Raw genomic sequence first — 26,740 nt, forward strand, 5'->3', positions numbered from 1 at the left:
TCCGCGAAAGAGAACGCGGATGATCTGGACCTTGATACAAGTCGCCCTTGGTGGGGCCATAGGGGCCTCCGGCCGCTACCTGACCGGAGTCGCCAGCCTGCGCGCTTTCGGCCCCGGCTTTCCGTGGGCGACGATGATCGTCAATGTTGTCGGATCGATCCTGATGGGCGTGCTGGTCGTGGTGCTGGCCCACAAATCCGGCACCCGCATTGCGCCGTTCCTGATGACCGGCGTGCTGGGTGGGTTCACCACGTTTTCTGCCTTTTCGCTGGATGCGCTGACCCTATATGAGCGGGGCGAGGTCGGACTGGCCGCCGCCTATATCGCCGGAACGCTGGTGCTGACCCTTGGCGGTATCGCACTGGGCGTCGTCGTTGCTCGGGGGATTTTGGCATGAGCCGGGTTCAGACGCTGACCATCACGCCGGATGATGCGGACCAACGGCTCGACCGCTGGTTTCGCAGACTGTTCCCGCACGTCAGTCAGGGACGCATCGAAAAGATGTGCCGCAAGGGCGAAATTCGGATTGATGGCGGGCGGGTGAAGCCCGCCACGCGCTTGGCAACCGGGCAGGCCGTGCGGGTTCCCCCGCTGCCCGACCCGGACGACGTGCAGGCGAAGCCAAAACCGCGACCGACGGTTTCTGACGCGGACGCAAAGCTGATCCAATCCTGTGTGATCTACCGGGATGACCACGTCATCGCCCTGAACAAACCGTCCGGACTGCCGACCCAAGGCGGTAGCAAGCAAACCCGCCACGTCGATGGCATGGCCGAGGCGTTGCGCTTTGGCTTGGATGAAAAGCCGCGGCTGGTCCATCGGCTCGACAAAGACACATCAGGCATCCTTCTGCTGGCGCGGACGCGGAAGGTTGCAAGCGCGCTGACCAAGGCGTTCCGGTCGCGTGACACGCGCAAGATTTATTGGGCCGCCGTTGCCGGCGCGCCGTTGCCGCGGATGGGAACGATCCGCTACGGTCTTGTCAAAGCACCCGGACACGGCGCGAAGGGTGAGGCGGAAAAGATGCTCTGCGTTCACCCGGATGAGGTTGGCAATACGCCGGATGCAAAACACGCAATGACGGATTACGCAGTGCTGTCAGCACTTGGCACGCGCACCGCATGGGTTGCGCTGGTCCCGATCACGGGGCGCACACACCAGCTTCGGGCGCATATGGCAGAACTAGGCCACCCGATTATCGGTGACGGGAAATACGGCGGTTCGGGTCAGGAAAACCTTGGCGATGGCTGGGGCGCGCAATTGGGCGGAGAGATCAGCCGTAAGCTGCATCTGCACGCGCGATCGCTGAGCCTTCCACACCCTGTGACTGGCGCAACTCTGCACCTGACAGCGCCGCTGGCCGAGCATATGGAGCGGACATGGGACACGCTTGGCTGGGTGCCAACCGACGTTCCCGAAGACCCGTTCGAGGATACGCCGTGACCGGACCGCTGCGGCTGATCGTATTCGATGTCGACGGAACGCTCGTCGACAGTCAGGCGCATATCATCGCGTCGATGGAAAGCGCCTTTGCCGGGATCGGCCTGCCCAGCCCAAGCCGCGACGCGATCCTCGGGATCGTCGGATTGTCGCTGCCGGTCGCGATCCCGACCCTCGTGCCCGATGCGGATGTGGCCACACATCGCGCGTTGGTCGAGGGCTACAAGACATCATACATGACATTACGCTCGAACGATGCCGCCGCCGCCAGCAGCCCGCTTTACCCCGGCGCGCGGGACGCGCTCGACAGGCTGGGTGATCGGCCAGAGGTGTTGCTTGGCGTCGCAACAGGCAAGTCGCGCCGCGGGCTGGATCATGTGCTGGATCAGCACGGATGGAAAGCGCGCTTCATCACTCAGCAGGTTGCTGACGATCACCCCTCGAAACCGCATCCGTCGATGTTGCAGGCGGCGCTGTCCGAAACCGGCGCAGAGGGGCGTGACGCCGTGATGATCGGCGACACGGAATACGACATTCTTATGGGGCGGGCCGCCGGGTTTCGCACGATTGGCGTAAGCTGGGGCTATCACGACCTTGACCGGTTGAATGCCGCTGGCGCGGATCAGATCATCGGATCATTCAATCAGTTGCTGGCGGCGCTCGACGACATGATGGAGCGGGACGGATGAGTGAATGGGCCGCAAAACGGTTCTGGAAAGACGCGGCGGCTGAGCGGGCTGAGGGCGGCTATACCGTGCTGCTGGACGGTCGGAACGTCCGCACCCCGGCTAAGGCGTTGCTGATCCTGCCAAACCGGAAGATGGCTGACGCGATTGCCGCGGAGTGGGCAGCGCAGGGCGAACGGATCGACCCGATGCAGATGCCGGTCACGCGGTCTGCCAATGCGGCCATTGATAAGGTCGCGACCCAGCGCGATGAAGTAATCGAAATGCTCGCTGAATATGGCGCGACGGACCTGCTGTGCTATCGAGCCGAAGCACCGGAAGAACTGGTCAGCCGACAAGCCGCTGCATGGGATCCGCTGCTCGACTGGGCGGATGCAGAACTCAGCGCGCGATTGATGCCGGTTCAGGGGGTTATGTTCCACGCACAGCGGCCTGAAAGCCTTGCCAAACTCCGCACGGAACTGGATGCGTTGACGCCGTTCCAATTAGCTGCGGCGCACGATCTGATTTCGATCTCAGGCTCGCTTGTTTTGGCCTGTGCGGTGATGCGCGGCGAAACCTCGCCCGAAGACGCGTGGGCAGCGGCGCGAATCGATGAGACTTGGCAGGAAGAACAGTGGGGTGTCGACGAAGAAGCCCGCGTTATGGCCGACGCAAAGCGCAATGCGTTTCTTCACGCCGCATATTTCTTCGGGTTGAGTGATCCTTCCTCCTGATCGCGGAACGCGCTTTGGCACATATCCAAAAGGGCAAAGTTGACGTGGCGTCCGCCGCTGAGAAACGGTGTTTCCCGCGATTCATTAGGACACCACCCTTGACCTAGGGCGGTGATTTTGGCCAAACTCTCCGCACTTAAGGGAGAAACCCTCAAATTATCGCATCCAATCCAAACAGATTGGAATAACCGCCCCTAGCGGGTGGACTATCAGGAAGAGGTAAAAATGAAAAAATCCGTATTTTTTGGCGCGCTGACGGTCGCCGGTATTGCGGCCGGCGGTGTCTACGCTGGCACGCTTGATGACGTGAAGGCGCGCGGCAAGCTGAATTGCGGTGTGGCGACTGGCGTGCCTGGCTTTGCAACGCCAGATGCGAATGGGGAATGGCAGGGGTTTGACGTGAGCATTTGCCGTGCTGTCGCAGCTGCTGTGCTGAACGATGCATCCGCAGTTGAGTTTGTGCCGACAACTGGCAAAACACGCTTCACCGCACTGGCTTCTGGTGAAATCGACATGCTGGCCCGGAACACCACCTGGACCTTCAGCCGTGACGTTGACCTGAAGTTCGACTTCATCGGCGTGAACTACTACGACGGCCAAGGCTTCATGGTTCCGTCGGGTCTGGGCGTGACGTCGGCAAAAGATCTGGACGGCGCGACCGTCTGTATCCAAACCGGCACCACGACCGAGCTGAACCTCGCGGACTTCTTCCGCATCAACAACATCAGTTACGAACCCGTGCCGATCGAAACCAACGCCGAAGCACAGCAGCAGTATCTTGCAGGTGCTTGTGACGTTTACACGACGGACGCATCCGGCCTTGCCGCAACGCGTGCATCGTTCGAGAACCCGGCAGAGCACGTTCTTCTGCCTGAGATCATCTCGAAAGAGCCGCTCGGCCCGCTTGTTCGCCATGGCGACAACGAATGGGGTGACGTGGTGCGCTGGACGCTGAACGCGCTTGTCGCAGCGGAAGAGCTTGATGTGACCTCCGCCAACATCGCTGAGATGGCCAGCGGCACCAACAACCCGGAAATCAACCGGATGCTTGGCACCGAAGGCAACCTTGGCGAAATGCTGGGTCTCGAAGCTGAGTGGGCGCAGCGCGCGATTGCTGTAAACGGCAACTACGGTGAAATCTTTGAGAAGTTCATCGGCGAAAGCACCCCGATTGGTCTGGCCCGCGGCTTGAACGCCCAGTGGACCGATGGTGGCCTGCTCTACGCACCGCCGTTCCGGTAAGATAGAAACGAAGAAGGGCGCGGTCATTCCGCGCCCTTTGCACATGCAGAAACAAAAACAACGCTTCAGTCGTGATGAACGCAGCAAATGCGTCGCGCTAAAGAAACTGTGGCAAACGGGGATGTCTTCATGACAACACTGACCGACCCTCCGAAGGAGTCGTTTCGGCTATCAATGCTGATCTACGACACCCGGTATCGATCAATGACAATTCAAATTATCGCGCTGATCGCGTTTCTTGTCCTGATCGGCTGGCTTGTTAGCAATACGATCGCCAACCTTGCGATATCCGGGAAAGAACTCGGTTTCGGGTTCCTGAAAGAACCCGCAGGCTACGACATCAACCAGCGACTGCTGGAGTATAATTCACAAAGCACCCACCTACGCGCCGCGTTTATCGGCCTGATCAACACGCTTGTCGTTGCGGTCCTTGGCTGTATCACCGCGACCATTTTGGGTGTGATCATCGGGGTTTTGCGCCTGTCGAAGAACTGGCTGATCGCGCGCCTGATGACCGTCTACGTTGAGATGTTCCGCAATGTTCCGGTCCTGCTTTGGATCGTGTTCATTATGGCGATCTTGATCGAAACCCTACCCGCGCCAAGCGCATTTCGGGGGGACGAACCGACCGCGACACTTAAACTGTTTGATACGGTCGCGATCACCAACCGCGGCGTCTATATCCCCGAACCGTTGTTCAGCAGGGGGCTGGGCGACGCGTCGGTCCTTGGAGGCGCGTTTGACGTAAGCCTTAACCTGATCGCCATCGCCGCACTTCTGATCGCGAGCTTTATGCTGTCAGGTCTGGTCAAACGCCGCGCCGATGCCATTCAGGAAGCGACAGGTGATCGGCCCGATACATGGTACATCCGGCTGGCGATCATCGTGCTGCCAACGGCCATCCTTCTTTGGATACTGGGGTTCCACCTTGGTTATCCGGCGCTGAAAGGGTTTAACTTCCAGGGTGGCACACACCTTCGCAACTCTCTGATCGCTCTGTGGCTCGCGCTGTCCCTCTACACGGCCGCGTTTATCGCAGAGATCGTGCGCGCAGGTATCCTCGCGATATCACATGGCCAGACCGAGGCCGCTTCGGCACTTGGCATCCGCCCCAGCCGCACGATGAGTCTCGTGATCCTGCCGCAGGCGCTGCGGGTTATCATTCCGCCGCTCATCTCCAACTACCTGAACCTGACCAAGAACTCCTCTCTGGCGATTGCCGTGGGGTATATGGATCTGACAGGCACGTTGATGGGCATCACCCTGAACCAGACCGGTAAGGAGCTTGAAACGCTCCTGCTTGGGATGCTCGTCTATCTGATCATCTCGCTTTCGGTATCCGCTGTGATGAACTGGTACAACAATTCCGTAAAATTGGTGGAGCGGTAAGATGACAGAATTATCCTATGTCCGCACCGAAATGCTGCCCGAAAGCGAACCGCCGGCATCGACCGTCGGTATCGTCGGTTGGGCACGCGAAAACCTGTTCAATGGTTGGTTCAATAGCGTTCTGACGATCATCTCGCTTTATGCGATTTATAGCATCTTGGCAGCCATCCTGCCGTGGATGCTGCACAACACTTGGTCGGCAACCTCGCTGAATGAATGCCGCGATATCGTCGCGGCGTCCGGTGCCGAGCACGGTGGCGCCTGCTGGGGCGTGATCCGGGAACGCTGGTTGCAGATGATGTTCGGGTTCTACCCGTCAGAGCTTTACTGGCGTCCGATCCTTGCATTCATCCTGCTGTTGGTAGCGCTCGCGCCCGTTTTGTTCGACACGATGCCGCGCAAAATGCTGTGGTTCTCGGCGCTGTTCCCGTTCCTGATGCCGTGGCTGCTTTGGGGTGGGTCGATCTGGCCGCCGATTTCCGCGCTGATCGGATTTGTCCTCGGCTACGTCGTGTTCCGCGCGCTTTCGGCTGCGACGAGCGATCTGATCGGCTTGATTGGTGGTGTGGTTGCCGCAGTCGTCTGGTGGCTATACTTATCGGGCGGTTTTTCGTCGATTGCGCATGGCATCATCCCAATCGGTATCGAAAGCGTTGAAAGCCGGCAGTTTGGCGGGTTCATGTTGTCGATCACGATCGGCGTGGTTGCGATTGGCTGTTCCTTCCCAATCGGCATTTTCCTTGCCCTCGGGCGCCGTTCGGACCTGCTGATCGTCAAGTCGCTTTGCGTCGGGTTCATTGAATTCATCCGCGGCGTGCCGCTGATTACGCTGTTATTCGTGGCATCGACGCTGCTGAACATCTTCCTGCCACCGGGGACAGAGTTCGACATTATCCTGCGGGTGTTCATCATGGTGACCCTGTTCGCCTCGGCCTATATGGCCGAAGTGATCCGGGGTGGCCTCGCGGCCCTGCCAACCGGACAGTACGAGGCGGCGGATGCGCTTGGCCTCGACTACTGGAAGGCGCAGCGCCTGATCATCATGCCGCAGGCGTTGAAGATTTCCATTCCGGGGATTGTTTCAACGTTCATCGGGGTCTTCAAGGACACGACGCTGGTATCGATCATCGCGCTGTTTGACCCCTTGAACCTGTCGAACGCGATCCGCGCGGATTCAGCCTGGAACGGCATTGTTTGGGAGCTTTACGGCTTTATCGCCGTGGTGTTCTTCATCCTCTGCTTCTCCATGTCCCGCTATTCCATGTATCTGGAGCGTAAGCTTCAGACTGGCCACCAATAAGGAGTTCTGCCCATGTCTGAACTACTCACCGACCGTCAAATCGACCGCTCAAAAATGCACGTGAGCGATCAGGTCGCCATCCAGATCACCAATATGAACAAGTGGTATGGCGCGTTCCATGTGCTGCGGGATATCAACCTGACCGTCAACGAAGGGGAGCGTATCGTCATCGCTGGCCCTTCCGGGTCTGGTAAATCCACACTGATCCGCTGCATCAACCGGCTGGAGGAACACCAGCAGGGCGACATCATCGTTGATGGGATCGAACTGACGAGCGACCTCAAGAACATCGACAAGATCCGGCGCGAGGTTGGGATGTGCTTTCAGCACTTCAACCTCTTCCCGCATCTGACGATCCTTGAAAACTGCACACTCGCGCCGATCTGGGTCCGCAAGACGCCCCGGAAAGAGGCGGAAGAAACCGCGATGCACTTCCTTGAAAAGGTGAAAATCCCGGAACAAGCGAACAAGTATCCCGGCCAGCTTTCAGGGGGCCAGCAGCAGCGGGTCGCAATCGCCCGCAGCCTGTGTATGCGGCCCCGGATCATGCTGTTTGACGAACCGACGTCGGCGCTTGACCCTGAGATGATCAAGGAGGTGCTCGACACGATGATCGAGCTTGCGGAAGAGGGCATGACGATGCTGTGCGTGACGCACGAGATGGGTTTTGCCCGGCAGGTTGCGAACCGCGTGATCTTTATGGACCAAGGCCAAATCGTTGAGCAGAACGAACCGGAAGAGTTCTTCAATAACCCGAAAAGCGATCGGACAAAGCTGTTCCTGAGCCAGATCCTCGGACACTGAATTTAGGCCACATATCGACGACAAAACCCCGGCCATTGTGTCGGGGTTTTTCGTAGGCTGCGCTAGGCCAAATCGCGCGGCACGACGAAATCGACCAGATCGCCGGTGCCGGGGCGGATAGCTTTCCAGTTGTCGGCGTCAAAATCCAGCACCGCCGTTGCGGCGGTCGGATAGCGGTCAAACGCCGCGTGATCGACAGGCTTTGATACCAACCCAGCGGCAAGTCCCGCTGTCCCCGGATTGTGGCCAAGCAGCAGCACCGTGTCGCGGGATTGCCGACCCAGGGCTGTCAGCATCGCCTGAGGGGAAGCGTGGTAGAGGCCGGAGCTGAACTCCACCTCCGTATCCGGGTTCAGGTGCGGGGCGAGGCCCTGCCACGTTTCAACCGTGCGCCGCGCGGTGGAGGACAGAACCGCATCCGGTTGATAGCCCTTTCCGGCCAGCCAGCCGCCGATTGCATCCGCGGCGGCACGGCCACGCGCATTCAGGCGACGGTCGTGATCGTCAAGGGTGGGATCGTCCCAGCTTGATTTGGCGTGGCGGATCAGGATGAGACGCAGGGTCATCGGGAATGAAATGCCTTCATGTGAAATGCGGATTGTTCTGGCACCCTGCCATAGGTTTGGCTGACAGGACAAGCACGGCGGACGGCGCAGCCGTTTGTCATGCAATCGCTGCCCTTGGGTGTGTCGAGGAAGGCGTGGCAGGCGGGAAGGTCATAGCCGTCGCCAGTTAGCGCCCCGACCGGGCAGGCGGTGAGGCATGGCTTGGTGTTGCAGGTGGTGCATGGGGCGGGGTCGGATGAGGGCAAGTCGATCCGCTCCGGCAACATTAGCGCCGCGCGGTAGGATACCATCAGCCCGGCGCGGTCCTGCACCAGTAAAGTGACCGGAGAGGCCCACGCCCGCCCGGATCTGACTGCCCAGCGATAGAACGGCGGGTAGGGCGGGCCATCGGACGGGAAAACGGCCGTTGCGTTGAGGTCAGAAGCCAAAGCGCCGATCACCCGCTTTGACCACCGATCCAGCGGATCGGGTGCGCTGTCCTGATACTCAGGCGAGGCGGTGAAGGTCGCCCAGAACCCCGGCTCTTGCGGGCCGAGCAGCAGAACCGCGCCCGTACCGCCTGGCACCATATCCTCCGCATTCGGATGAAACGCGCCGAAGATGTCGAGCGCTCGGTCGCGGGCGGCCTTTTCCAGCGCGGTATAGGTCATTTTCGCTGAAAGGGAAGCCAAAGGCTCCACCCCAATTTGGCGGGGCGGTCGTCTTGCCATTCCAGCCCAATGGTCATGTCGTCATGTCCGGCCTCGGGCTGATCACGATAGGTGCCAAACATCCGGTCCCAGATCGACAGGGCAAAACCGTAGTTGCTGTCATGTTCATACCGATGGATCGAATGGTGAACCCGGTGCATGTCAGGCGTCACCAGCAGCTTGCGCAGCAACGCGTCAACCGACAGCGGAATGCGCCAGTTCGAATGGTTGAACAAAGCCGTGCCGTTCAACAGGATTTCAAACAGGACGACCGCGATGGCCGACGGACCAAGCAGATAGACAAGCCCGATTTTCAGCACCATCGACAGCGCGATTTCAACCGGATGAAAGCGGATCGCTGTGGTCACGTCAAAATCGCGATCCGCATGATGGACCCGATGCAAACGCCACAGGATCGGCACCTTATGCGTCACCAGATGCTGCGCCCAGATCGCAAGGTCGAGGATCAGCACAGCCAAAAGCACTTCGATCCACGCCGGCCAGCCGACAGCGTTGAAAAGCCCCCAACCATTGCTGGACGCATCCGCCGCCGCACCGACGGCAAGCAGGGGCAGGCCAAACGCCAGCGCGCGCAGAGTCAGTGTGTTTATGATGACAATGCCCCAATTCGTGACCCAACGACGGCTGCGTGGCTGGATGCGCGGACGGCGGGGCGCCAGAGCCTCGGCCAGTGCGAAGAGTGCAAAGAGGCCAAGGAAGATCGTCAGGCGAATGGCGGCTTCGTGTTCCATAACTGCAAGATGGCGTGCGCGTGCGTTGCACGCAATGGTACAAGCGTCACGTCTGTGTCAGGCGTTGCGGATGATTGACCCGGCACCGTGTTCGGTGAACAGCTCCAACAGGCACGCATTCGGCGCGCGTCCGTCAAGGATTACCGCCGCACGAACACCACCATTAAGCGCGGTCAGGCAGGTTTCAGTTTTTGGGATCATGCCACCCGCGATGGTGCCGTCGGCGGTCATCTGATCGACCTGCGCTGCGGTCAGTTCGGTCACGACCTCTCCGCTATCGTCTTTCACGCCTTCGACGTCGGTCAGCAACAGCAGACGGTCGGCCTTGAGCGCGGCGGCGATGGCCCCCGCAGCGGTGTCGCCGTTCACGTTGAAAGTCTCACCATTCCGCCCTGCGCCCAGTGGGGCGATGACCGGAATCGTGTCGGCGTCAAACAGGGTTTGCAGGATCGCAGGGTTCATATCGGCGGGCGTGCCGACAAAGCCAAGCGCCGGGTCCGTTTGGTCACAGATCATCAGGTCCGCGTCCTTGCCCGAAAGGCCAACCGCGCGGCCCCCTTGGGCGTTGATCGCCTGAACGATGCGCTTATTGACGAGGCCAGACAGCACCATTTCGACCACTTCGACGGTCGCGGCGTCGGTTACGCGTTTGCCGGCAACGAAGTCGGATTTGATCGCGAGCTTCTCCAGCATCTCGTTAATCATCGGGCCACCACCGTGGACGATCACCGGGTTCACGCCGACCTGCTGCATCAGAACGATGTCACGGGCAAAGCTGTCCATCGCCGCGTCGTCACCCATCGCGTGGCCGCCGAATTTGATCACAACGATCGCGTCATCATAGCGTTGCAGGTAGGGCAACGCTTCGGACAGGGTGCGGGCGGTGGCGATCCAGTCACGGGTCATGGCGGTCTGTTTCTTCATCTTGCGGTCCTCTTGTCCGCCTTTTCTTGTGCAAGGGGCGGCTAAGGGCAAGGGTTTTCGCGCGATAGGCGCGGATTAGACCAGCGTTGCGACCGTCGCGCGAAGGGTGGGGATGCCGTCGCCTTTTTCCGATGAGGTCAGGATAAGCTCCGGGTAGGCGGCGGGATGCTTGGCAAGCGCGGTGCGGGTCTGGTCGATCACCCGCGCCCGGTCTTTTTCCTTTACCTTGTCGGTCTTGGTCAGCACCGCCTGAAACGTCACGGCGGATTTATCAAGCAGGGTCAGGATTTCTTCATCCACCGCCTTAACCCCATGCCGCGCGTCAATCAGCACGAACGCTCGCCGCAGCGTTTGGCGGCCAGAAAGGTATTGTTTCAGCAAGCGCTGCCATTTTTCGACCACGGCGACGGGCGCGTTGGCATAGCCGTAGCCTGGCAAATCGACAAGGTAGTGGCTGTCTGCCAAGGTGAAGTAGTTAATCTCTTGCGTCCGACCGGGAGTGTTTGAAGCGCGGGCCAGCCCCTTCCGCCCCGTCAGCGCGTTGATCAGCGTCGATTTCCCGACGTTGGAGCGCCCTGCAAAGCAAACCTCCAGCCGGTCGGCGGGGGGCAGACCGGACATGGCAACGACGCCCTTCAGAAACTCGGTCTGACCGGCAAACAGCTTGCGCCCCAGCTCGGCCGTTTCGCGGTCGGGCTCTTCGGCGATGGGGAAATGAACGTCACTCATTCGGCTGCTTTCAATACGGTCAGGTCTGCGCCCCGGATGGCGTTCAGATTGCGGGTGATCTTGTCGACGGGCCAGTCCCACCATGCGATCGCCAGTAGCTGATCGACGACCTCATCCGAAAACCGCTGTCGGATGAACTTAGCCGGGTTGCCGCCAACCATCGTGTAGGGCGGCACGTCGTGTGTGACAACGGACCCTGCGGCGATGATCGCACCCGCACCAATGGTCACGCCGGGCATGACGGTGGCGGAGTCGCCGATCCAGACATCGGGGCCGATGGTGGTATCGCCTTTGTGCTCGGCAGTCCAGGTGGCCGGGTCGAACCCCTCTTCCCACCCGTGGCCGAAGATATTGAACGGAAAGGTCGAAAACCCCGACATCGCGTGGGTGCCGCCGTTCATAAAGATGCGGACGCCGTGCGCGATGGCACAGAACGGGCCAATCACCAACCGGTCGCCGATAAAATCGTAGTGGTGCAGCACGTTACGCTGGAAAAAATCGCGGGTTTCATCGCGGTCGTCGTAGTAGCTGTAATCGCCGATCTCGACATTCGGCAGGTCTTTGGCCAACGGCTTTAGAAACACCGTGCCGTTATAGGTCGGTTGCATGGGGGCAAGCGTATCGGGGGAGGGGCCGTTCACAGCAACTCAGCCGCATCGCCAAGGGCGATCCGGCCGGGTTTTGTCACCACCGCATAAACGCCGAAGTTCTGGTGCCCCCACCCATCGTTCAGCGCGCCGAGTGTGTCGGCGTCGCGTTCCCCCGTATCCGGGTTGGAGGTCGTGGCAAGGCAGCGCTTGATCGGTGCGCGCACTTCAAGTTCAGCGGTGCCGATGCGGATATGTTGGCCGATCCAGTCGTTTTCGGCCCACGCCTCAAGCCCATCCAGCCAGATATTGCCGCGCCAGCGCAGCGGTGAAAGGGATTGGCTAAGCCGTTCGCCAACCGCCGCGCCCGATGCAAGGTTACAGAGCGAAATGGACGGATAATCCGTATCGGTCATGCCGCGCCCCGGCACGCGGATGATCCGCGCCGATTGCGCGCGATCCGCGGGCATCAGTGGCGCAACCCAATCAAGAAACGGGGTCGGGTCGGTATCGGGGTTGAAGGTCAGCGGCGCGCAATCCGGGTGGGTCAGGGTGATGGCGCCGGACGCCTCATCCAGCGCCGCCTTGATTGCCACAAGCTTTGGCGCCTTCGCCCCGCGCGAAAAATTCACACAAGGCGCCCATTCGCGGCCATCGGTCTCTGATGCCTCATGCGCGACGGCCCAGTGGCGATCCCACGGCAGGCAGGCGTTGACAGTGACATCGACGCCGTCCAGCGCCTCTACCCCATGCGATTTGATCGGGTGTCGCCAGATATGGGCGACCGACGTCACTTATCCGCCTCGGGTTTATCGCGCTTGAAGCCGGAGGTGATGTTGCCGAACACGTCCGGTTTATATCCTTGGCTGCGCATGATCGCATATTGCTGGATGAACGTGATCGTGTTGTTCGCGATCCAGTACAGGACGAGGCCAGACGCAAAGCTGCCAAGCATGAACATGAAAATCCACGGCATCCACGCAAAGATCATCTTTTGCGTCGGATCGGTGGGGGCCGGGTTCAGCTTTTGCTGCAACCACATTGAAATCCCGAGGATGATCGGCAGCACACCAAGCGAGATAATCGCGAGGAGTGATCCCGGCTCAGGTGGGGTGAAGGGCAGTAGGCCAAACAGGTTCAGGATCGACGACGGATCCGGCGCGGAGAGGTCGCGAATCCAGCCGATCCATTCTGCATGGCGCAGTTCAAGCGTGACGAAAATCACCTTATATAGCGAAAAGAAGATCGGAATCTGCATCAGGATCGGAAGGCAGCCCGCGGCGGGATTCACCTTCTTTTCCTTGTAAAGCATCATCATTTCTTTTTGCAGCTTCTGCTTGTCGTCGCCTGCGCGTTCCTTCAGCGCTTCCATTTCAGGCTGAAGTTCTTTCATCCGCGCCATGGAGACGTAGGATTTATAGGCAAGCGGCAGCAGGATCGCCTTGATAATCAGGGTCAGCCCGATGATCGACCAGCCCATATTGCCGATAAAGCCGTTCAGCGTGTGCAGCATCCAGAAGATCGGCTTGGTCAGGAAAAAGAACCAGCCCCAATCGATGGAGTCCAGAAAGCCTGTGATGCCGTTCTTGTTTTCGTAATTGCGGATGGTTTCCCATTCCTTGGCACCTGCGAACATCTGCGTCTGCACCGATTGGGTCGCGCCGGGTTCTACCGTGACGGTCGGCATCCGTGCTTCGGTGAGGTAAAGATCGGGGCCGGGGCGGTAAAGTTCCTTGGCCGTGAATGCCTGATCGGAAATGGGGATCAGCGTCGTCATCCAGTAATGGTCGGTGAAGCCGATCCAGCCGTTTTCCTCAACCTCGGTGACCGATGCCAGCGCCGCCTCTCGGTCGTTGCGGTCAAGGTCGGTCATGTCGTCGTAATCGGTTTCGGTCAGTTCGCCATCCGCCATACGGATCGCGCCCTCGTGGATGATGAAGAACCCCTTAAGGTCTTCTGGTTCACCATGCCGCGCGAGGATGCCGTAAGGGGCCATGCGAACCGCCGCGTTGGAGGCATTTTCGACGGTTTGCGTGATCGTAAACAGATAGTCTTCATCAACCGAAATTTCGCGGCGGAAAGTAATACCGCGGTCGTTTTCCCAAGCCAACGTAATCGGTGCATCGGGTTTCAGCGTGTCGTTGCCGTCGACGGACCAGATCGTATTGGCGTTTGGAACATCGGCGAGTTGCAGATCGCCACCGGGCGCCCAGCCATGAACGCTATAATATGCGCCGGGTTGACCCTCGGGTTTCATCAACGTCACAACGTCGGAGCCGGGGTCAAGCGTTTCGCGATAGTCCCGCAGCGCGAGGTCGTCGATCCGCCCGCCACGAAGCGAGATAGACCCCGACAGGCGCGGGGTGTCGATGCTGACCCGCGGTGCGTCCTCGGTCGGAGTGGATGTGCCAACATCTGCAGCAGACGTTTCGCCACCGGAATCGGCGGGCGCGACGATGCCGGTTGCCGCGCCGTTAGCGGGGGCTGTTTGGCCCTGACTCGTGATCGGGGTGGCGTTCGGATCGTCAACGGGCGGCGGCGGTGCAAAGAACACCAGCCATACCAGCATCACAATACCGCTCAGCGCAATCGCCAAGATAAGATTTTTGTTCTGATCGTCCATGTGGGACTGCCCGCCTGTCGTGGAATTTGGTCAGGGCGGTTGAACAGACTGGGGGCGTAAATGTCAACAGCGCAGGGGATGAAACGCCACGCATAAAGCGTGTTTCACCCGGTCTTTCGCGCGATCCTCGGCACGGAGTCGAGCTTTGCCGCGTGTTCGCCGATCCATCCGGGGATTTCGTCGGCTGGCATCGGCTTTGCAATGCCGTAGCCCTGAACGTGGCCACAACCGAGCTGTGCTAGGATCGCGTGTTCGCCCACAGTTTCCACACCCTCGGCCAGCGTGTCGAGGCCAAGCTGCGCGGCCATCGTCAAAATAGCGGCAATCATGCGCTGCTGATCCTGATCCGTATCGGTGTGAGTGACAAAGCTGCGATCAATCTTGATCCGGTCAACCGCGAAGCGCTGGATGTTGGTGATAGAGGCATTGCCAACCCCGAAATCATCAAGGTCGATATAGCAACCGAGCGCCGACAACGCCGCCAGATTGCGGGTGATCGTGTCGTCCTTCGGGTCCGCAACAACGGTTTCAAGGATTTCGATGCAAAGCCGGTTGGGCGCGATGTCGAAGCGGTCAAGCTCCCACCGGATTTTGTCGGGAAGGGTCGGGTTTTGCAGCTCTTCGGAGGAGAAGTTCACGCCGATCCGGGGGATATTCAGCCCGGCCTTGTCCCATGATCGAAGGGTGCTAAGGCTTTGATACAGCATTAATTCCCCCAGCCGTTCGGAAAGGCCCGCATCATTGATCGCGGGTAAGAAGTCGGCGGGCGTGATGACGCCACGTTCCGGGTGGCACCAGCGGGCCAGCGCTTCGACCCCGGTGACTTTGCCTGTATCGGTGGACATTTGCGGCTGATACCACGGACGAATGTCGCCGTTTTCAAGCGCGGTCGCGACCTCCTCCTGCAACGCGCGGCGGGTCTGGGTTGTCCGGTTCAATTCACTGGAATAGCCACGGATGGCACCGGGGCCATTGCTGTGTGCCGCCTGCAACGCCGCCTCCGCCGCGCTGAGAAAGCCTGTGCCGGTCTGCTCTGGTGTTCGGCTGGCGAGGCAATAACCCACGGAACAGGTTACATAGATCGACGTTGCATCAATGCTGATCGGTTCAGCGATCACGCTTTGCAGGCGACCCGTGATCTGGATCAGCGTTTCAAGATCCGCCCGGCGCACGGGGGCGAGCGCCACCGCAAAGCGCCCGTTGCCGAGCCACGACACCGTATCGTCAGAACGTATTGCCCCACGGATGCGATTGGCGGTCTGAACCATCACCCCTTCCGCCGCTTTGTGGCCGAGGCGGTCGACCAATTCAGCATTGTCGTCAAGTTCAAGCACCAGACAGGCAGTCGTACGCCTGGTGCGCGGCACAGCGCGCAGGGCATCGTCGAGGGTATCAATCACAGCATCGCGTAGCGACAGCCCGGTGACGGCATCGGTTTCCACAGTTTTCGTCTGGCATTGGACCCCGACAGGTAGCAAAACCAGCAACGCGGGCAAGCAAAGGGCGACGGCGGTCAGCGCCACCTCGCCCCCGATCCAATAGCTGCCGAGTGTTACCGCCGGGATCAACGCAAACAGCCGGGTGCCGCCGAGCCTGCTGCCGATCCGTGTCGCAACATCGTAGAAAAATCTCTGCATCCGATCCTGTCCCGTTGTCTCGCCAGAATCCCTCTGGCCGGTTCGGGAAAGGTTAGAAACGTGCGCTCAGAATCGTGTTAACGCAGCTTCGGAATTTGTGTTGAGTTTTCTTCAAATTCACCCGTATTCCGCATTAACCCTGCGAAATCAAATAGTTTCGGATCAAGCAGGTGCGATGGCCGTGCATTCATCAGGGCGCGGAACATGACTTGGCGGCGGCCGGGGCTGTTCGCCTCCCACCCGTCGATAATTCGTTTGACCTGCTGGCGCTGAAGGCCGTCTTGCGAGCCGCACAGATCGCACGGAATAATCGGATAGTTCATTGCCGCTGCGAACTTGGCGCAATCCCCTTCCGCGACGTGGGCGAGGGGGCGATAGACGAACAAATCGCCTTCCTCGTTCACCAGTTTCGGGGGCATCGTGGCAAGGCGGCCTCCGTGAAACAGGTTCATGAAAAAGGTTTCGAGGATATCGTCCCGATGATGGCCAAGCACCACGGCACAACACCCTTCCTCCCGCGCTATTCTGTATAGGTTTCCCCGTCTTAACCGGGAACACAGCGCACAGTAGGTGCGCCCCTGTGGCACCTTGTCGACCACGATGGAATAGGTGTCCTGGTATTCGACCCGGTGCGGAACGCCCATCTTTTCAAGGAACTCCGGCAGGACGGTGGCCGGGAATCCGGGCTGGCCCTGATCGAGATTGCAGGCGAGAATATCGACCGGCAGAAGCCCGCGCCATTTCAGTTCATGGAGCACGGCCAGCAAGGTGTAGCTGTCCTTGCCGCCGGACAAGCAAACCAACCAGCGGGCGTCGCGTTCGATCATCCCGTATTGCTCAATCGCTTCGCGGCAGTGGCGGACAATACGTTTGCGCAGCTTTTTGAACGCCGTGGTGGACGGCGCGCCGTGAAACAGCGGGTGGATATCGTCAGCCTCATCAAACATGGGACTGGCTTTAGTTGAGTTGCGCTTGCCCGGCAAGGGCTGGCCAAGTGGCGTTAGTCGAAGGCGACATCCCACGAAACAGGCCAGTCGGCGCCGCCTGCGATACGCACCATCAATACGTTCGGGCCGGTTAACTGTTCGTCAAGATCCGTATCTGGGGGCAGAGCGGGCAAGGCAAGATTAGTGTCGTCGAGAAAGCCCTCGCCTTCTTTGAAGCGGAGTTTCAGCAGAAGTCGGGGCGATTGGCCAAGGGCAGTTTCCGTCCGCGACAGTTCATTGAGAGAACTGAAACTGCGCAAGTAGTTCGGCCCGCCGCGGGGGACGTTCTGCACGATGAACCCGTGGTTCGTCGCCGGATCGGAAAGGTGGCCACGGATCGCAGGCAAAAGGTCCGTCCGCGCGGGGATTGTGCCGCGCCATTCGCCCCTTTGCTGGAAGCCGCCGATGAAGCCGATCTTGGTCAGGCTGCCGACGGTCATCGGTTGATTTGCGTGGGTGATCGCCATCGGGTCCCATTCAGCGATGACCTCGACGATGCCGCGCTGGCGTGGGCTGGGAAGCTGCTGGGAGTCTTCAAAGAGGTTTATATGGGCTTCGACAATCTCAACATCATCGGGAAGAAGCGGCAGGTAGAATTCAACGTAAGTCCGGTGCAGCCCCGGCGGAACAGATGGCCCGGCACCGAGGTTCAGCGAGAATTGCCCGCCATAGTTCACATCTTCGTCCGCACAGGCGGGGGCGGAGCATCTAACGTCCGCGTCCTTCGTCGCGCCAAGCCACAGATAGGCGTATTGACCCTGCGCAGACCCTTCCATCGTTGGGGTAAGCGTCGGTCTGAGGCTGAACGGGCCAGACAGGATCGCACAACCCGCGAGGATCGCGCCGCACATCAGTATGAGTATGAAACGAGGGGTCTTAATCATTCGGAAATCTCCCTTGAAATATAGACGTCTTGTCGCCCGGAAGGCGGTGAAACGAATTGAACTGGGAAAAGATTTACGCAATTGGCCGCAAGCATAGCACATCGTGGGCGATTTCATTTGCCAAACGGAGGTGGGCAGAACATTATAGGAACATCGCGGTAAAACAGAGAGGATTGACGATGCAGGAAGTTGGACTTTATCTGCCGGGCATACTTCTTGCCTATTCAGCGTTCCTTCTGGCAATCGCCAGTCCGGGGCCGAATATCCTCGCCGTGATCGGCACATCGATGAGCGTAGGGCGATCCTCCGGCATGGCGCTGGCGATGGGGGTCGCGACGGGGTCTTTCACGTGGGCCTTGCTGACGGTTTTTGGGCTATCGGCCATTCTGGCGACCTATGCGTCGGCGTTGCTGCTCATCAAGATATTCGGCGGGGCATACCTGCTGTGGCTTGCCTATAAATCGTTCAAATCCGCAGCTTCCCGCCATGATATTGAGGCGAAGGAACTTGCCGGTGGGCGAAGGACTCCGTTCGGCTACCTCAAGCGGGGGTATATCATTCAGATGACCAACCCGAAGGCGGCGCTGGCTTGGATTGCAATAATCTCGCTTGGGCTGAAAGAAGGCGCGCCGCTTTGGGTCGGCGCGGTGATTGTGCTTGGCACGTTCGCGCTGTCCGTCGTGATCCATCTGCTATATGCGGTGGCATTCTCGACCCCCGTGATGGTGCGGCTTTACGGCAAGGCGCGGCGGGTCATTCAGATGGTTCTCGGCGCATTCTTTGCGCTGGCCGGCCTGCGGCTGCTGACAAGTCGAAGCTGAAGGGTCGCTGACGAAGCGAGTGAGGTGCGAAATGAACGGAGTCGTGATGTGGCAGCGGGCGGAAGGCGCGGTCGTCTTCGTCGCGTCGATGCTTGTCTATCTTAACCTGGATGCAGAGCTGTCGTGGTGGCTGGCGTTGCTCGTATTTTTCGCGCCCGACCTCAGCTTTGCCGCGTATCTGCTCGGCAACCGTGCCGGGGCGTTCGGCTATAACCTCGTGCATGTCTACGCATTCGGGACAGCGGTTTTCGCGGTCGGCTTCGTTACGGGCGGTGTCGGACTGGCGGCGGTCGGTGCGCTGTGGCTGTCACATTCCGGGTTCGACCGGATGCTTGGCTATGGTCTGAAATCGACCGAAGGCTTCAAGGTGACTCATCTGGGTCGGATCGGCTGACGCGCTCGTTATCCTCCGGCACCGGGTCGTATCCGTCCTTGCCCCAAGGGTGGCATCGCGCGATCCGTTTCGCGGCGAGCCATGAACCCTTGATCCCGCCATATCTTTCCAACGCTTCCAGGGCGTAGGCAGAGCATGTTGGCTGGTAGCGGCAGTTATGGCCCACCCAAGGCGAGAAGATCAGGCGATAGGCCCGGACGGGCAGGGCGCAGATATGGGCGAGGGGTGTCACGCGCTGCCCCCGTGAATTTTGGCGAGAGCGGCGTCAAGGTCTGAAAGCAGATCGGCAAACGGACGCGCAATGGTTTCGCCGGGTCGCCCGACCAGAACGTAATCCCAACCGGGGCGACCGTGGATTGGTAGGCGGGCGCGGGCGACCTCTCTCAGACGCCGTTTGGCGCGGTTGCGGGCAATGGCGTTTCCGACCTTTTTTGAGCAGGTGTATCCTACGCGGATCATGTCCGACGGCGCTTCGTCCACACCCCGTTTGCGGGCTTGCAAAAGGAACCCCGGCATCGGTTTGCGCTTGGACCGCGCAGTGCGCAAGAAATCGGCGCGGTTTTTAAGAACCTCCAGACAAACGGAAACCGCCGGGGGCGTCTCCACGACCTCCGGCTTCGTGCCTGTCGCGGGTGCCTCCGGCGGTGTCATCCGTTTCGCCTGTCTACAGCGCTTACGCGCTCAGCGATTTCCGGCCCTTCGCACGACGTGCGTTCAGGATCTTGCGCCCAGCTTTGGTTGCCATGCGCGCGCGGAAACCGTGGCGCCGCTTGCGGACCAGGTTTGATGGTTGAAAGGTGCGTTTCATCGCCCGTCTCCGTCAGATTGGGTCGGCGAACCCCTACGGATTCGAAGACCATCAGTGTTCGAAGCCCGGTCTTTAGGGGGTTCGACTATGGAAGTCAATTCGACTTCCCGCGCTTTTGTGCAACATTTTCCCCCGAATGTCGCCCGCAATTGTTTCAATGCGTGGCGAAATACCCTTGGGCGTTGAAACATGGGATCACCGCGGATCAAGGCCGCGTGATATCTCTATCGCAAAGGCGGCTGACTGCGCATGTTGTGCGCAACGATACGTTTCGCCCGGGACAAGGATCAGATGACCGTTATGACAACAGAGCCGTCCGCCCTCCGCCGTCGCCTTCCGTTGATCGCAATCCTGATCGTGGCGGCCATCGGGGCGTTTACCCTGCGTGATACGCTGAGTTTCGAGACGCTCGCAGAGAACCGGGACGCGCTGACCATGTTCCGTGATTCCCATTATCTACTGACCGCGCTTGCGTTCATGGCGGTCTATATCGTGATCGTGGCGTTTTCGCTGCCGGGGGCGACGATAGCGACGCTGACCGGCGGTTTCCTGTTTGGCGTTTTTCCGGGCGCCCTGTTCAACATCACCGCCGCGACGATCGGGGCGATTGCGATCTTCCTTGCCGCCCGCTGGGGGTTGGGGGAGCGTTTGGCCGCACGGATGGAAAGTTCGGAAGGCGCGGTGAAAAAGATCAAGGACGGCATCGACGAAAACCAATGGTCTGTGCTGTTTCTGATCCGCCTTGTGCCTGCGGTGCCGTTTTTTGTTGCGAACCTCGTGCCTGCATTGGTCGGCGTGCCGCTTTATCGGTTCGCCGTTTCCACCTTCCTTGGCATCATTCCGGGGGGCGTCGTCTATACGTCAGTCGGCGCTGGGCTTGGTGAAGTGTTTGAGAGAGGGGAGACCCCGAACCTCGGCATCATATTTGAACCGCACATCCTGCTGCCAATCCTTGGCCTTTGTGCCTTGGCGGCGCTGCCGATGGTGATCAAGCTGTTCTCCAAGAAAAAGGACCTGCCCCAATGAACCGGATCAAAACGGATATTTGTGTGATCGGTGCGGGGTCCGGTGGATTGTCCGTTGCCGCCGGGGCGGTTCAGATGGGGGCGAAGGTTGTCCTGCTGGAAGGTCACAAGATGGGCGGCGATTGCCTGAACTACGGATGTATTCCGTCAAAGGCGTTGATTTCTGCGGGCAAACACGCCCACGCGATGCAGTCGGGCGCGATGTTCGGGGTGACTCCGGTTTCGCCAGAAGTCGACTATGCCGCCGCCAAGGACCACGTCGCCAATGTGATCGGCACCATCGCCCCGCATGATAGCGTTGAGCGGTTTGAGGGGTTGGGCGTCGAAGTGATCGAGGACTACGGGCGCTTCATCTCGGAAACCGAGGTTCAGGCGGGCGATACGGTGATCGAGGCGCGGCGCTTTGTGATTGCGACGGGGTCTTCGCCGTTCGTGCCGCCGATTCCGGGACTGGATACCGTGCCCTATGAAACCAACGAGACGATCTTTGAACTGCGCGAAAAGCCCGATCATCTGCTGGTGATCGGCGGCGGCCCGATTGGGATGGAGCTTGCGCAGGCGCATCGGCGGCTGGGCTGCAAAGTAACGGTCATCGAAGGCATGAAGGCGCTTGGCAAGGACGACCCGGAACTGGCCGCGATGGTGCTGGAAACCCTGACGAGCGAAGGTGTCGAGATTGCCGAAGACGCGATGGCCGCCGAAATCCGTGGCAAAGCCGGCGCGATTGAGGTTGAGGCGAAAGACGGGCGTGTCTTCAAGGGCTCTCATCTTCTGATGGCGGTCGGGCGCAAGCCGAATATCGACAAGCTGGGGCTTGAGGTCGCGGGCATTGAAACTCATCGTGGTGGGGTGAAGGTTAACGACTCCCTTCGCACGTCAAACCGCAAAGTCTATGCGATTGGCGATGTGGCCGGGCCGCTGCAATTCACCCATGTCGCCGGATACCACGCCGGGGTCATCATCCGGTCGATGCTGTTCGGGCTGCCGTTAAAGGCGCGGACGGATCACATTCCCTGGGCGACCTATACGGACCCGGAACTGGCGCAGGTCGGGCTGACCGAGGCGCAGGCGCGCGAAAAGCACGGCGATAAGCTGGAAGTGGCGCGGTTTGACTTTGCCGGGAACGACCGCGCGATCACCGAACGCAAGGCGCGCGGGCTAATCAAGGTGATGGTCGTGAAGGGCCGCCCCGTCGGCGCCTCTATAGTCGGGCCGCAAGCGGGCGAATTGATCGGGCTTTGGGCGCTCGTCATTGCGAATAAGCTGAAGATCGGAGCGGTGGCGAATATGGTTGCACCCTACCCAACGCTCGGAGAAGTTAACAAACGCGCGGCCGGGGCATACTACACTCCACGGCTATTTGAGAACCCGACGGTCAAGAAAGTCGTCGGATTGGTGCAAAAGTGGCTGCCCTGATGGGCTGAGGGTCAAAGATGGTTCTGAACACTCTATCCGGCCGATTCCTGATGCTGACAGTGGTGTTTGTCATGCTGGCCGAGATATTGATTTTTGTCCCCTCTGTCGCGCGGTTCCGCGAAGATTACTTGCTGCTGCGGCTTGAGCGGGCGCAGATCGCGTCGCTGGCCCTACTGGCGGATGAAATGATCGACGATGAGGTTGAGGCGGAACTGCTGAAAAACGCGGGCGTCTTCAACGTCGTTTTGCGCCGGGATGAGGTGCGCCAGCTTGCGCTGTCCTCCCCCTTGCCGTCCGAAGTCACCGACACGTTCGACCTACGCGACCCGTCGGCGATGGAGCTGATCCGCGATGCGATGATGCGGCTGCTCGACACCGAAAACAAAGTGATCCGCGTGCTTGGCAACCCCGTGCGAGAGGCGGGGTTGTTCATCGAGGTCACGATGGAAACCGGCCCGCTGCGCCGCGCGATGCTGGCCTATGGGCTAAACATTCTGATCCTATCGGCGGTGATTTCCTTTGTGACATCGCTGCTGCTGTTCTGGGCGGTGCGCGGCACGCTGGTCATGCCGATCCGCCGCGTTGTGCGGGCGATGCAATCCTACGCCCGCGCGCCCGAGGATGCCCGCACGATTATCAAACCAACCTCTCAGGTCTTGGAATTGCGAGAGGCGGAGGATGCCCTGCAAACTATGCAGACCGAACTCACTCAGGCGTTGAAGCAAAAAGAGCGGCTCGCCCAGCTTGGTGGGGCCGTTGCCAAGATCAGCCACGACTTGCGCAACACGTTGACTGTGACCCAATTGATGGCCGACCGGATGGAAAGCAGCGAAGATCCCGCGGTGAAACGGGCCGCGCCGAAACTTGTCAACTCGATCTCCCGCGCGGTGCATCTTTGCGAAGGCACGCTTGCCTTCGGAAAAGCCGAGGAACCCGCGCCGCAGCTTAGCCGATTCAACCTCGCGCAGGTCGTCCATGACGTGATCGACGGCGAACGATTGGCAAGCGGGGAGTCCGAGGTCAGCTTTAGCGAGGATGTGCCCGAGGGTATGGTCCTGCGGGCCGACCCGGAGCAGCTATACCGCGTGATTTCGAACCTCGTCCGCAACGCACGGCAGGCCATCGAAGCAACCGGGCGCGAGGGCGAAATCGCCATTTCCGCCCGCGAGGACGAGGCGAACTGGCACATCACCGTCAGCGACACCGGCCCCGGCCTGCCACCAAAAGCCCGCGAACATCTATTCACCCCGTTTCAGGGCGGCATCCGCAAAGGTGGCACCGGTCTGGGTCTTGCGATTGCTGCCGAACTGATCCGTGGCCACGGCGGACGGCTAGAGCTTGAGAGCACCGATGAGACCGGTACGACCTTTTCCGTCCGCCTGCCGAAAGCCGACGTTTCTTTGTGATTGGCCCTTGCAAAGCCCCGGCGGCATCGCTAAATCACGCCCTCAGTGGACCGATAGCTCAGCTGGATAGAGTACTTGACTACGAATCAAGGGGTCGGGGGTTCGAATCCTCCTCGGTCCGCCACTTACCCCCATTTTGACTTTACTTGAATCTCACCAAGTGCTCGTACGTGCCTAATTTATTGGCGTTAGGCGGCTTTGTGAGTATATTCGAATTCGCTTTGATACGCTCGAATTTTGTTCGCTGTGTGGTATGAAATGTGCTGTGAGCATAGTGCTTTCGGGAAGGTTGACGCAAAAGCCAGTCGAGAATCTTGGCGCTTGCCGACGATGGCGTGATCACGCTGGTCGCGGTCGTTGAACAAATCCCCAGCTATGTTGCCGAATACATGACTGTGAATCCGGGAAACGAACTGGAAGAGGGAATAAGAATCCGGTTACGAACCATCGCTGAGCCCACTTTACCTGATACTGCGCTTCGCACGAATATCCGTGTTCCGAGGTTCGGCCAAAAACCTGACAAAATCAAAATAGGTTTCGCCAAGGGTTTTTGTCCAAACGCTTACTAATCTACGCACCTTTGCCCACTTCTGAAATCTGCATTACGGTCGAAGATGATTGTATGTCGCGCTTCCACTGGCTCGGTGGAACGCCTGTCACACGCAAGAACTCACGGTTAAAGTTGGATTTGGTGTTGAACCCGCTGTCCAGCATTGCGTCAGTGACGTTCGCGCCGTCCTTGATCATCTTGCAGGAATGACGAATACGCCAAGTGTTGATGTAGCGAGAGACATTGGCACCGGTCGAGCGATTGACAGCTGTCGAGAGGCGTTTCTCCGGGAGATGCAACCGGCGCGCAAGCCGGGACAGCGTCAGGTTCGGGTCAAGGTGCATGGGCTCACGTTTCAGGAATGCCTCAAGCGCCTCTACGATCTCTATATCCTCTTTGCTTGTTTCTTTTGGTGGCGGAGATGCCCCGTCCGCATCGTCGCCTTCCGCACCCGACGCAGAGGGGCTGCCACTTAGCAAACCGAGCAGCACCAAGACCAGAGACGACGAGAATGTAATCAACCATCCCGTCCAGCTTTCATTGCCCGTGATGAACGCCACGGCGATGAGAACATCGCTTAAGGCCGAAGCGATCAATGCCCACCCCAAAACCTGCCACAGCACCGCCGGAGCGTGTCCGGCGTCCAGGCGGGCAAGTGGCATATCAGAGGCGCTGCGCAACAGGTACAGCATCGCGCATCCATAGCCCGCAAAAACCAGTGGCACGACGACGTCCGTAGTCTCGGGTGCAAAGATGCGACAGAACAATGTGAACGCCGGGGCCGCGCAATGGCCCGCAGCGCGGCGCAACGACATTCGATTGATCAAAGCATCCTGAAACGTGATCCATGCAAGTGGTGGGATGATCGTTGCGCTGACCGGCAGAACAGGTCTGACCCAGGAAAAGCCATACCCGAGAGCCATGGCGACAAGAAGTGATTGAAGCGCACAGGCGGCCAAAAATGCTATCAGCAGCGGTCTGCCTTCTGAGAGAAAGGTTCGGACGGCAAGATATGTGAGGACAATGGCCGCAAAGGCCGGGATGGGGAGCATAGGCATGCGGCGACTATTGTCCAAAATCCCGATTGTGACGACCTGAATCCCGAAAATAGGACGCGATCATCCGATTTTTCCGCAAATCAGGTGTCATGCGTTCAAAAACGGAGGTTCCCATGAAACGCCTTGCTCTTCTTACAATGCTAGCCCTGCACCAAGCCAACCCTGCCGCGGCAGACATGCTTCCCGGATATGATCGGTTTGATCTGACGGCCGATCACCGTGCCCGTCCGGTTGCGACCTCGATATGGTACCCGGCCGCTAACCCGACATACCGCGCTCCTGTCGGCGACGGCCCCATCTTTGATCCCACCTTTGCCTTTATCGGTCCTGCGATTGCCGAGGGAGAACACCCGCTTGTCCTGCTCTCGCATGGCTCAGGCGGCAATGCTGATACGTTGGGATGGCTGACCAGTGGGCTTGTCGCAAACGGCGCGATTGTCCTCGCCGTCAACCATCCGGGGTCAACAAGCGGCGACAGTTCCCCGCGCCGGTCTGTCGATCTTGAGGCGCGTGCGAATGATCTGACTGCCGCGCTTGATATGATCCTCGCAGACCCGGCGTTTGCCCCATTCATTGATGCAGACCGGATTGGTGTCGTTGGGTTCTCGCTCGGCGGGGCAACGGCCCTTGGCATGGCCGGTGTACGTTTCGTTGGCACCGTCCAAGACACGAATTGCAGTACTGGCCCTGAGGCTGCTGATTGCGTGTTTTTCCGTCTTGGAGGTGTGCGGTTTGCCGACTACCCCGGTTTTGAGGGTGATGCGCGTGACCCGCGTGTTTCACGGGCCGTCATTGTGGATCCCGGTTTTGGCGGGGCCGCTGATCCAAATTCACTCCAAAGCGCATTGCAGGGAATAACCTTAATCAATCTGGGTGAGGCAGACCGGCTTGGCGCTGCTGATGTAGGGCCAGCTGGTAATAACCTCGTCAATCGCTTGCCTGATGCAAACTATGTCGAGCTTGCACCGGCCAACCATTTCACCTTTCTGAGTACGTGCAAACCCGGTGCCGCCGAGTTGCTTGAACAATATGAAGATGACCCGATCTGCACAGACCCGGAAGGCACGGATCGTGCCGCCACACACGGACAACTCATTGATGCTATCGCTTCTGGTCTTGGCCTCTAAAGAAGCTCTCGTCCAACTCATCTAATGAAGCGCCGCTTCCAGCTACAGATGTTGGGGGCGGTAATTTTCGGCCAAAACTCCTACGTTTCTGTTACCAGAACAGACGACCGTTTTGCCCGACACTCGAGGGCAGATTTTGGCGCAGCCGCAGCGCGGCATAGGCTCGACCGTTGAACGGCAG

General features: G+C 59.5%; 30 protein-coding genes and 1 tRNA gene. 16 read left to right on the plus strand and 15 right to left on the minus strand.

Annotated elements, in window-relative coordinates:
• The first annotated feature begins 19 nt into the window (after positions 1 to 19).
• The 8 genes from crcB to ACEWPJ_RS03030 all read left to right on the plus strand — a co-directional run bounded on the left by crcB (position 20) and on the right by ACEWPJ_RS03030 (position 7,577).
• Positions 20 to 397, plus strand: a complete 378-nt coding sequence (gene crcB / locus ACEWPJ_RS02995) for a fluoride efflux transporter CrcB (RefSeq protein ID WP_416510777.1) — start codon at positions 20 to 22, stop codon at positions 395 to 397.
• The gene (locus ACEWPJ_RS03000; RefSeq protein ID WP_416510778.1) at positions 394 to 1,443 is read left to right on the plus strand and encodes an RluA family pseudouridine synthase; all 1,050 of its coding nucleotides are present in this window, start codon (positions 394 to 396) and stop codon (positions 1,441 to 1,443) included. Before crcB ends, ACEWPJ_RS03000 begins: the two co-directional genes overlap by 4 nt.
• Positions 1,440 to 2,129: an HAD-IA family hydrolase gene (locus ACEWPJ_RS03005; protein WP_416510779.1), complete on the plus strand. Its 690-nt coding sequence runs from the start codon at positions 1,440 to 1,442 to the stop codon at positions 2,127 to 2,129. The genes ACEWPJ_RS03000 and ACEWPJ_RS03005 overlap by 4 nt, the downstream gene beginning before the upstream one ends.
• Positions 2,126 to 2,842, plus strand: coding sequence for an ATP12 family chaperone protein (locus ACEWPJ_RS03010; protein ID WP_416510780.1), 717 nt, complete (start codon positions 2,126 to 2,128; stop codon positions 2,840 to 2,842). Before ACEWPJ_RS03005 ends, ACEWPJ_RS03010 begins: the two co-directional genes overlap by 4 nt.
• Before the next feature lie 225 nt (positions 2,843 to 3,067).
• Complete coding sequence (locus ACEWPJ_RS03015) at positions 3,068 to 4,084, plus strand: amino acid ABC transporter substrate-binding protein (protein WP_416510781.1); 1,017 nt, start codon at positions 3,068 to 3,070, stop codon at positions 4,082 to 4,084.
• Between the two features lie 129 nt (positions 4,085 to 4,213).
• Positions 4,214 to 5,473, plus strand: coding sequence for an amino acid ABC transporter permease (locus tag ACEWPJ_RS03020; RefSeq protein ID WP_416510782.1), 1,260 nt, complete (start codon positions 4,214 to 4,216; stop codon positions 5,471 to 5,473).
• 1 nt (position 5,474) lies between these two features.
• Positions 5,475 to 6,773 carry an amino acid ABC transporter permease gene (locus ACEWPJ_RS03025; RefSeq protein WP_416510783.1) on the plus strand — a complete coding sequence of 433 codons (1,299 nt, stop codon included), beginning with the start codon at positions 5,475 to 5,477 and terminating at the stop codon, positions 6,771 to 6,773.
• Positions 6,774 to 6,785: 12 nt separating this feature from the next.
• Positions 6,786 to 7,577 (plus strand): amino acid ABC transporter ATP-binding protein, encoded by a 792-nt coding sequence (locus ACEWPJ_RS03030; RefSeq protein WP_416510784.1) that lies wholly within the window; start codon positions 6,786 to 6,788, stop codon positions 7,575 to 7,577.
• 62 nt (positions 7,578 to 7,639) lie between these two features.
• Here ACEWPJ_RS03030 and ACEWPJ_RS03035 read toward each other — a convergent pair whose 3' ends face one another.
• From ACEWPJ_RS03035 to ACEWPJ_RS03085, 11 genes are all read right to left on the minus strand, one after another.
• Entirely contained in the window at positions 7,640 to 8,143 is a 504-nt protein-coding gene (locus ACEWPJ_RS03035; RefSeq protein WP_416510785.1) for a SixA phosphatase family protein, read from the minus strand.
• Positions 8,140 to 8,793, minus strand: coding sequence for a ferredoxin (locus ACEWPJ_RS03040; RefSeq protein WP_416510787.1), 654 nt, complete (start codon positions 8,791 to 8,793; stop codon positions 8,140 to 8,142). The genes ACEWPJ_RS03035 and ACEWPJ_RS03040 overlap by 4 nt, the downstream gene beginning before the upstream one ends.
• Positions 8,790 to 9,584, minus strand: coding sequence for a sterol desaturase family protein (locus ACEWPJ_RS03045; RefSeq protein WP_416510788.1), 795 nt, complete (start codon positions 9,582 to 9,584; stop codon positions 8,790 to 8,792). Before ACEWPJ_RS03045 ends, ACEWPJ_RS03040 begins: the two co-directional genes overlap by 4 nt.
• Positions 9,585 to 9,641: 57 nt before the next feature.
• Positions 9,642 to 10,508, minus strand: coding sequence for an acetylglutamate kinase (gene argB / locus ACEWPJ_RS03050; RefSeq protein WP_416510789.1), 867 nt, complete (start codon positions 10,506 to 10,508; stop codon positions 9,642 to 9,644).
• Between the two features lie 75 nt (positions 10,509 to 10,583).
• A complete protein-coding gene (gene yihA, locus ACEWPJ_RS03055; RefSeq protein ID WP_416510792.1) occupies positions 10,584 to 11,237 on the minus strand; it encodes a ribosome biogenesis GTP-binding protein YihA/YsxC in 654 nt (217 codons plus the stop codon).
• Positions 11,234 to 11,845 carry a CatB-related O-acetyltransferase gene (locus tag ACEWPJ_RS03060; protein WP_416510794.1) on the minus strand — a complete coding sequence of 204 codons (612 nt, stop codon included), beginning with the start codon at positions 11,843 to 11,845 and terminating at the stop codon, positions 11,234 to 11,236. Before ACEWPJ_RS03060 ends, yihA begins: the two co-directional genes overlap by 4 nt.
• 29 nt (positions 11,846 to 11,874) lie before the next feature.
• Positions 11,875 to 12,618, minus strand: a complete 744-nt coding sequence (locus ACEWPJ_RS03065) for an MOSC domain-containing protein (RefSeq protein ID WP_416510795.1) — start codon at positions 12,616 to 12,618, stop codon at positions 11,875 to 11,877.
• Positions 12,615 to 14,447: a membrane protein insertase YidC gene (gene yidC / locus ACEWPJ_RS03070; RefSeq protein ID WP_416510796.1), complete on the minus strand. Its 1,833-nt coding sequence runs from the start codon at positions 14,445 to 14,447 to the stop codon at positions 12,615 to 12,617. Before yidC ends, ACEWPJ_RS03065 begins: the two co-directional genes overlap by 4 nt.
• A gap of 104 nt (positions 14,448 to 14,551) precedes the next feature.
• Positions 14,552 to 16,084: a putative bifunctional diguanylate cyclase/phosphodiesterase gene (locus tag ACEWPJ_RS03075; RefSeq protein ID WP_416510798.1), complete on the minus strand. Its 1,533-nt coding sequence runs from the start codon at positions 16,082 to 16,084 to the stop codon at positions 14,552 to 14,554.
• A 77-nt stretch (positions 16,085 to 16,161) separates the two neighbouring features.
• A complete protein-coding gene (ttcA, locus tag ACEWPJ_RS03080) occupies positions 16,162 to 17,031 on the minus strand; it encodes a tRNA 2-thiocytidine(32) synthetase TtcA (protein WP_416510799.1) in 870 nt (289 codons plus the stop codon).
• Positions 17,032 to 17,084: 53 nt separating this feature from the next.
• Complete coding sequence (locus tag ACEWPJ_RS03085; protein WP_416510801.1) at positions 17,085 to 17,954, minus strand: DNRLRE domain-containing protein; 870 nt, start codon at positions 17,952 to 17,954, stop codon at positions 17,085 to 17,087.
• Between the two features lie 179 nt (positions 17,955 to 18,133).
• On the opposite strand from ACEWPJ_RS03085, the gene ACEWPJ_RS03090 reads away from it, so the two are divergent.
• Both ACEWPJ_RS03090 and ACEWPJ_RS03095 read left to right on the plus strand, forming a co-directional pair.
• Positions 18,134 to 18,775, plus strand: coding sequence for a LysE family translocator (locus ACEWPJ_RS03090; RefSeq protein WP_416510802.1), 642 nt, complete (start codon positions 18,134 to 18,136; stop codon positions 18,773 to 18,775).
• Positions 18,776 to 18,806: 31 nt separating this feature from the next.
• The gene (locus ACEWPJ_RS03095; protein WP_416510804.1) at positions 18,807 to 19,169 is read left to right on the plus strand and encodes a DUF4260 domain-containing protein; all 363 of its coding nucleotides are present in this window, start codon (positions 18,807 to 18,809) and stop codon (positions 19,167 to 19,169) included.
• Here ACEWPJ_RS03095 and yidD read toward each other — a convergent pair.
• The 3 genes from yidD to rpmH are packed head-to-tail and all read right to left on the minus strand — an operon-like array spanning position 19,138 to position 19,977.
• Positions 19,138 to 19,401, minus strand: a complete 264-nt coding sequence (yidD, locus tag ACEWPJ_RS03100) for a membrane protein insertion efficiency factor YidD (protein WP_416510805.1) — start codon at positions 19,399 to 19,401, stop codon at positions 19,138 to 19,140. The genes ACEWPJ_RS03095 and yidD overlap by 32 nt on opposite strands.
• Positions 19,398 to 19,820 carry a ribonuclease P protein component gene (gene rnpA / locus ACEWPJ_RS03105; protein ID WP_416510807.1) on the minus strand — a complete coding sequence of 141 codons (423 nt, stop codon included), beginning with the start codon at positions 19,818 to 19,820 and terminating at the stop codon, positions 19,398 to 19,400. The genes yidD and rnpA overlap by 4 nt, the downstream gene beginning before the upstream one ends.
• 22 nt (positions 19,821 to 19,842) lie before the next feature.
• Positions 19,843 to 19,977 carry a 50S ribosomal protein L34 gene (rpmH, locus tag ACEWPJ_RS03110; protein WP_159806877.1) on the minus strand — a complete coding sequence of 45 codons (135 nt, stop codon included), beginning with the start codon at positions 19,975 to 19,977 and terminating at the stop codon, positions 19,843 to 19,845.
• Between the two features lie 291 nt (positions 19,978 to 20,268).
• Between rpmH and ACEWPJ_RS03115 the strand changes: the two genes are divergently transcribed.
• The 5 genes from ACEWPJ_RS03115 (at position 20,269) to ACEWPJ_RS03135 (ending at position 24,393) form a co-directional block, all read left to right on the plus strand.
• The gene (locus tag ACEWPJ_RS03115; protein ID WP_416510808.1) at positions 20,269 to 21,003 is read left to right on the plus strand and encodes a TVP38/TMEM64 family protein; all 735 of its coding nucleotides are present in this window, start codon (positions 20,269 to 20,271) and stop codon (positions 21,001 to 21,003) included.
• Complete coding sequence (locus tag ACEWPJ_RS03120) at positions 21,000 to 22,418, plus strand: dihydrolipoyl dehydrogenase family protein (protein WP_416510809.1); 1,419 nt, start codon at positions 21,000 to 21,002, stop codon at positions 22,416 to 22,418. The genes ACEWPJ_RS03115 and ACEWPJ_RS03120 overlap by 4 nt, the downstream gene beginning before the upstream one ends.
• Positions 22,419 to 22,435: 17 nt before the next feature.
• Positions 22,436 to 23,824: a sensor histidine kinase gene (locus tag ACEWPJ_RS03125; protein WP_416510810.1), complete on the plus strand. Its 1,389-nt coding sequence runs from the start codon at positions 22,436 to 22,438 to the stop codon at positions 23,822 to 23,824.
• Between the two features lie 47 nt (positions 23,825 to 23,871).
• Positions 23,872 to 23,948: transfer RNA gene (locus ACEWPJ_RS03130), tRNA-Arg, on the plus strand.
• Between the two features lie 190 nt (positions 23,949 to 24,138).
• Positions 24,139 to 24,393 carry a hypothetical protein gene (locus ACEWPJ_RS03135; protein ID WP_416510812.1) on the plus strand — a complete coding sequence of 85 codons (255 nt, stop codon included), beginning with the start codon at positions 24,139 to 24,141 and terminating at the stop codon, positions 24,391 to 24,393.
• 1 nt (position 24,394) lies between these two features.
• Here ACEWPJ_RS03135 and ACEWPJ_RS03140 read toward each other — a convergent pair whose 3' ends face one another.
• Positions 24,395 to 25,432, minus strand: a complete 1,038-nt coding sequence (locus ACEWPJ_RS03140; protein WP_416510813.1) for a helix-turn-helix domain-containing protein — start codon at positions 25,430 to 25,432, stop codon at positions 24,395 to 24,397.
• Positions 25,433 to 25,545: 113 nt separating this feature from the next.
• On the opposite strand from ACEWPJ_RS03140, the gene ACEWPJ_RS03145 reads away from it, so the two are divergent.
• A complete protein-coding gene (locus tag ACEWPJ_RS03145; protein WP_416510814.1) occupies positions 25,546 to 26,559 on the plus strand; it encodes an alpha/beta hydrolase family protein in 1,014 nt (337 codons plus the stop codon).
• Positions 26,560 to 26,740 lie beyond the last annotated feature (181 nt).

The sequence above is a fragment of the Aliiroseovarius sp. YM-037 genome (genome assembly GCF_048060095.1).
In the GTDB taxonomy this organism is placed as follows: Bacteria; Pseudomonadota; Alphaproteobacteria; order Rhodobacterales; family Rhodobacteraceae; genus JBLUOA01.

Bases quoted from the DNA above. Each gene is read 5' to 3' on its own strand.
- ACEWPJ_RS03140 (WP_416510813.1), bottom strand. From the start codon at position 25,432: ATGCCTATGCTCCCCATCCCGGCCTTTGCGGCCATTGTCCTCACATAT.
- rnpA (WP_416510807.1), bottom strand. From the start codon at position 19,820: ATGACACCGCCGGAGGCACCCGCGACAGGCACGAAGCCGGAGGTCGTG.
- argB (WP_416510789.1), bottom strand. From the start codon at position 10,508: ATGAAGAAACAGACCGCCATGACCCGTGACTGGATCGCCACCGCCCGC.
- ACEWPJ_RS03115 (WP_416510808.1), top strand. From the start codon at position 20,269: ATGACCGTTATGACAACAGAGCCGTCCGCCCTCCGCCGTCGCCTTCCG.
- crcB (WP_416510777.1), top strand. From the start codon at position 20: ATGATCTGGACCTTGATACAAGTCGCCCTTGGTGGGGCCATAGGGGCC.
- rpmH (WP_159806877.1), bottom strand. From the start codon at position 19,977: ATGAAACGCACCTTTCAACCATCAAACCTGGTCCGCAAGCGGCGCCAC.
- ACEWPJ_RS03125 (WP_416510810.1), top strand. From the start codon at position 22,436: ATGGTTCTGAACACTCTATCCGGCCGATTCCTGATGCTGACAGTGGTG.
- ACEWPJ_RS03030 (WP_416510784.1), top strand. From the start codon at position 6,786: ATGTCTGAACTACTCACCGACCGTCAAATCGACCGCTCAAAAATGCAC.
- yihA (WP_416510792.1), bottom strand. From the start codon at position 11,237: ATGAGTGACGTTCATTTCCCCATCGCCGAAGAGCCCGACCGCGAAACG.
- ACEWPJ_RS03145 (WP_416510814.1), top strand. From the start codon at position 25,546: ATGAAACGCCTTGCTCTTCTTACAATGCTAGCCCTGCACCAAGCCAAC.
- ACEWPJ_RS03085 (WP_416510801.1), bottom strand. From the start codon at position 17,954: ATGATTAAGACCCCTCGTTTCATACTCATACTGATGTGCGGCGCGATC.
- ACEWPJ_RS03020 (WP_416510782.1), top strand. From the start codon at position 4,214: ATGACAACACTGACCGACCCTCCGAAGGAGTCGTTTCGGCTATCAATG.
- ACEWPJ_RS03015 (WP_416510781.1), top strand. From the start codon at position 3,068: ATGAAAAAATCCGTATTTTTTGGCGCGCTGACGGTCGCCGGTATTGCG.
- ACEWPJ_RS03095 (WP_416510804.1), top strand. From the start codon at position 18,807: ATGAACGGAGTCGTGATGTGGCAGCGGGCGGAAGGCGCGGTCGTCTTC.
- ACEWPJ_RS03010 (WP_416510780.1), top strand. From the start codon at position 2,126: ATGAGTGAATGGGCCGCAAAACGGTTCTGGAAAGACGCGGCGGCTGAG.
- ACEWPJ_RS03035 (WP_416510785.1), bottom strand. From the start codon at position 8,143: ATGACCCTGCGTCTCATCCTGATCCGCCACGCCAAATCAAGCTGGGAC.
- ACEWPJ_RS03045 (WP_416510788.1), bottom strand. From the start codon at position 9,584: ATGGAACACGAAGCCGCCATTCGCCTGACGATCTTCCTTGGCCTCTTT.
- ACEWPJ_RS03040 (WP_416510787.1), bottom strand. From the start codon at position 8,793: ATGACCTATACCGCGCTGGAAAAGGCCGCCCGCGACCGAGCGCTCGAC.
- ACEWPJ_RS03075 (WP_416510798.1), bottom strand. From the start codon at position 16,084: ATGCAGAGATTTTTCTACGATGTTGCGACACGGATCGGCAGCAGGCTC.
- ACEWPJ_RS03000 (WP_416510778.1), top strand. From the start codon at position 394: ATGAGCCGGGTTCAGACGCTGACCATCACGCCGGATGATGCGGACCAA.
- ACEWPJ_RS03120 (WP_416510809.1), top strand. From the start codon at position 21,000: ATGAACCGGATCAAAACGGATATTTGTGTGATCGGTGCGGGGTCCGGT.
- ACEWPJ_RS03090 (WP_416510802.1), top strand. From the start codon at position 18,134: ATGCAGGAAGTTGGACTTTATCTGCCGGGCATACTTCTTGCCTATTCA.
- ACEWPJ_RS03060 (WP_416510794.1), bottom strand. From the start codon at position 11,845: ATGCAACCGACCTATAACGGCACGGTGTTTCTAAAGCCGTTGGCCAAA.
- ACEWPJ_RS03025 (WP_416510783.1), top strand. From the start codon at position 5,475: ATGACAGAATTATCCTATGTCCGCACCGAAATGCTGCCCGAAAGCGAA.
- ttcA (WP_416510799.1), bottom strand. From the start codon at position 17,031: ATGTTTGATGAGGCTGACGATATCCACCCGCTGTTTCACGGCGCGCCG.
- yidC (WP_416510796.1), bottom strand. From the start codon at position 14,447: ATGGACGATCAGAACAAAAATCTTATCTTGGCGATTGCGCTGAGCGGT.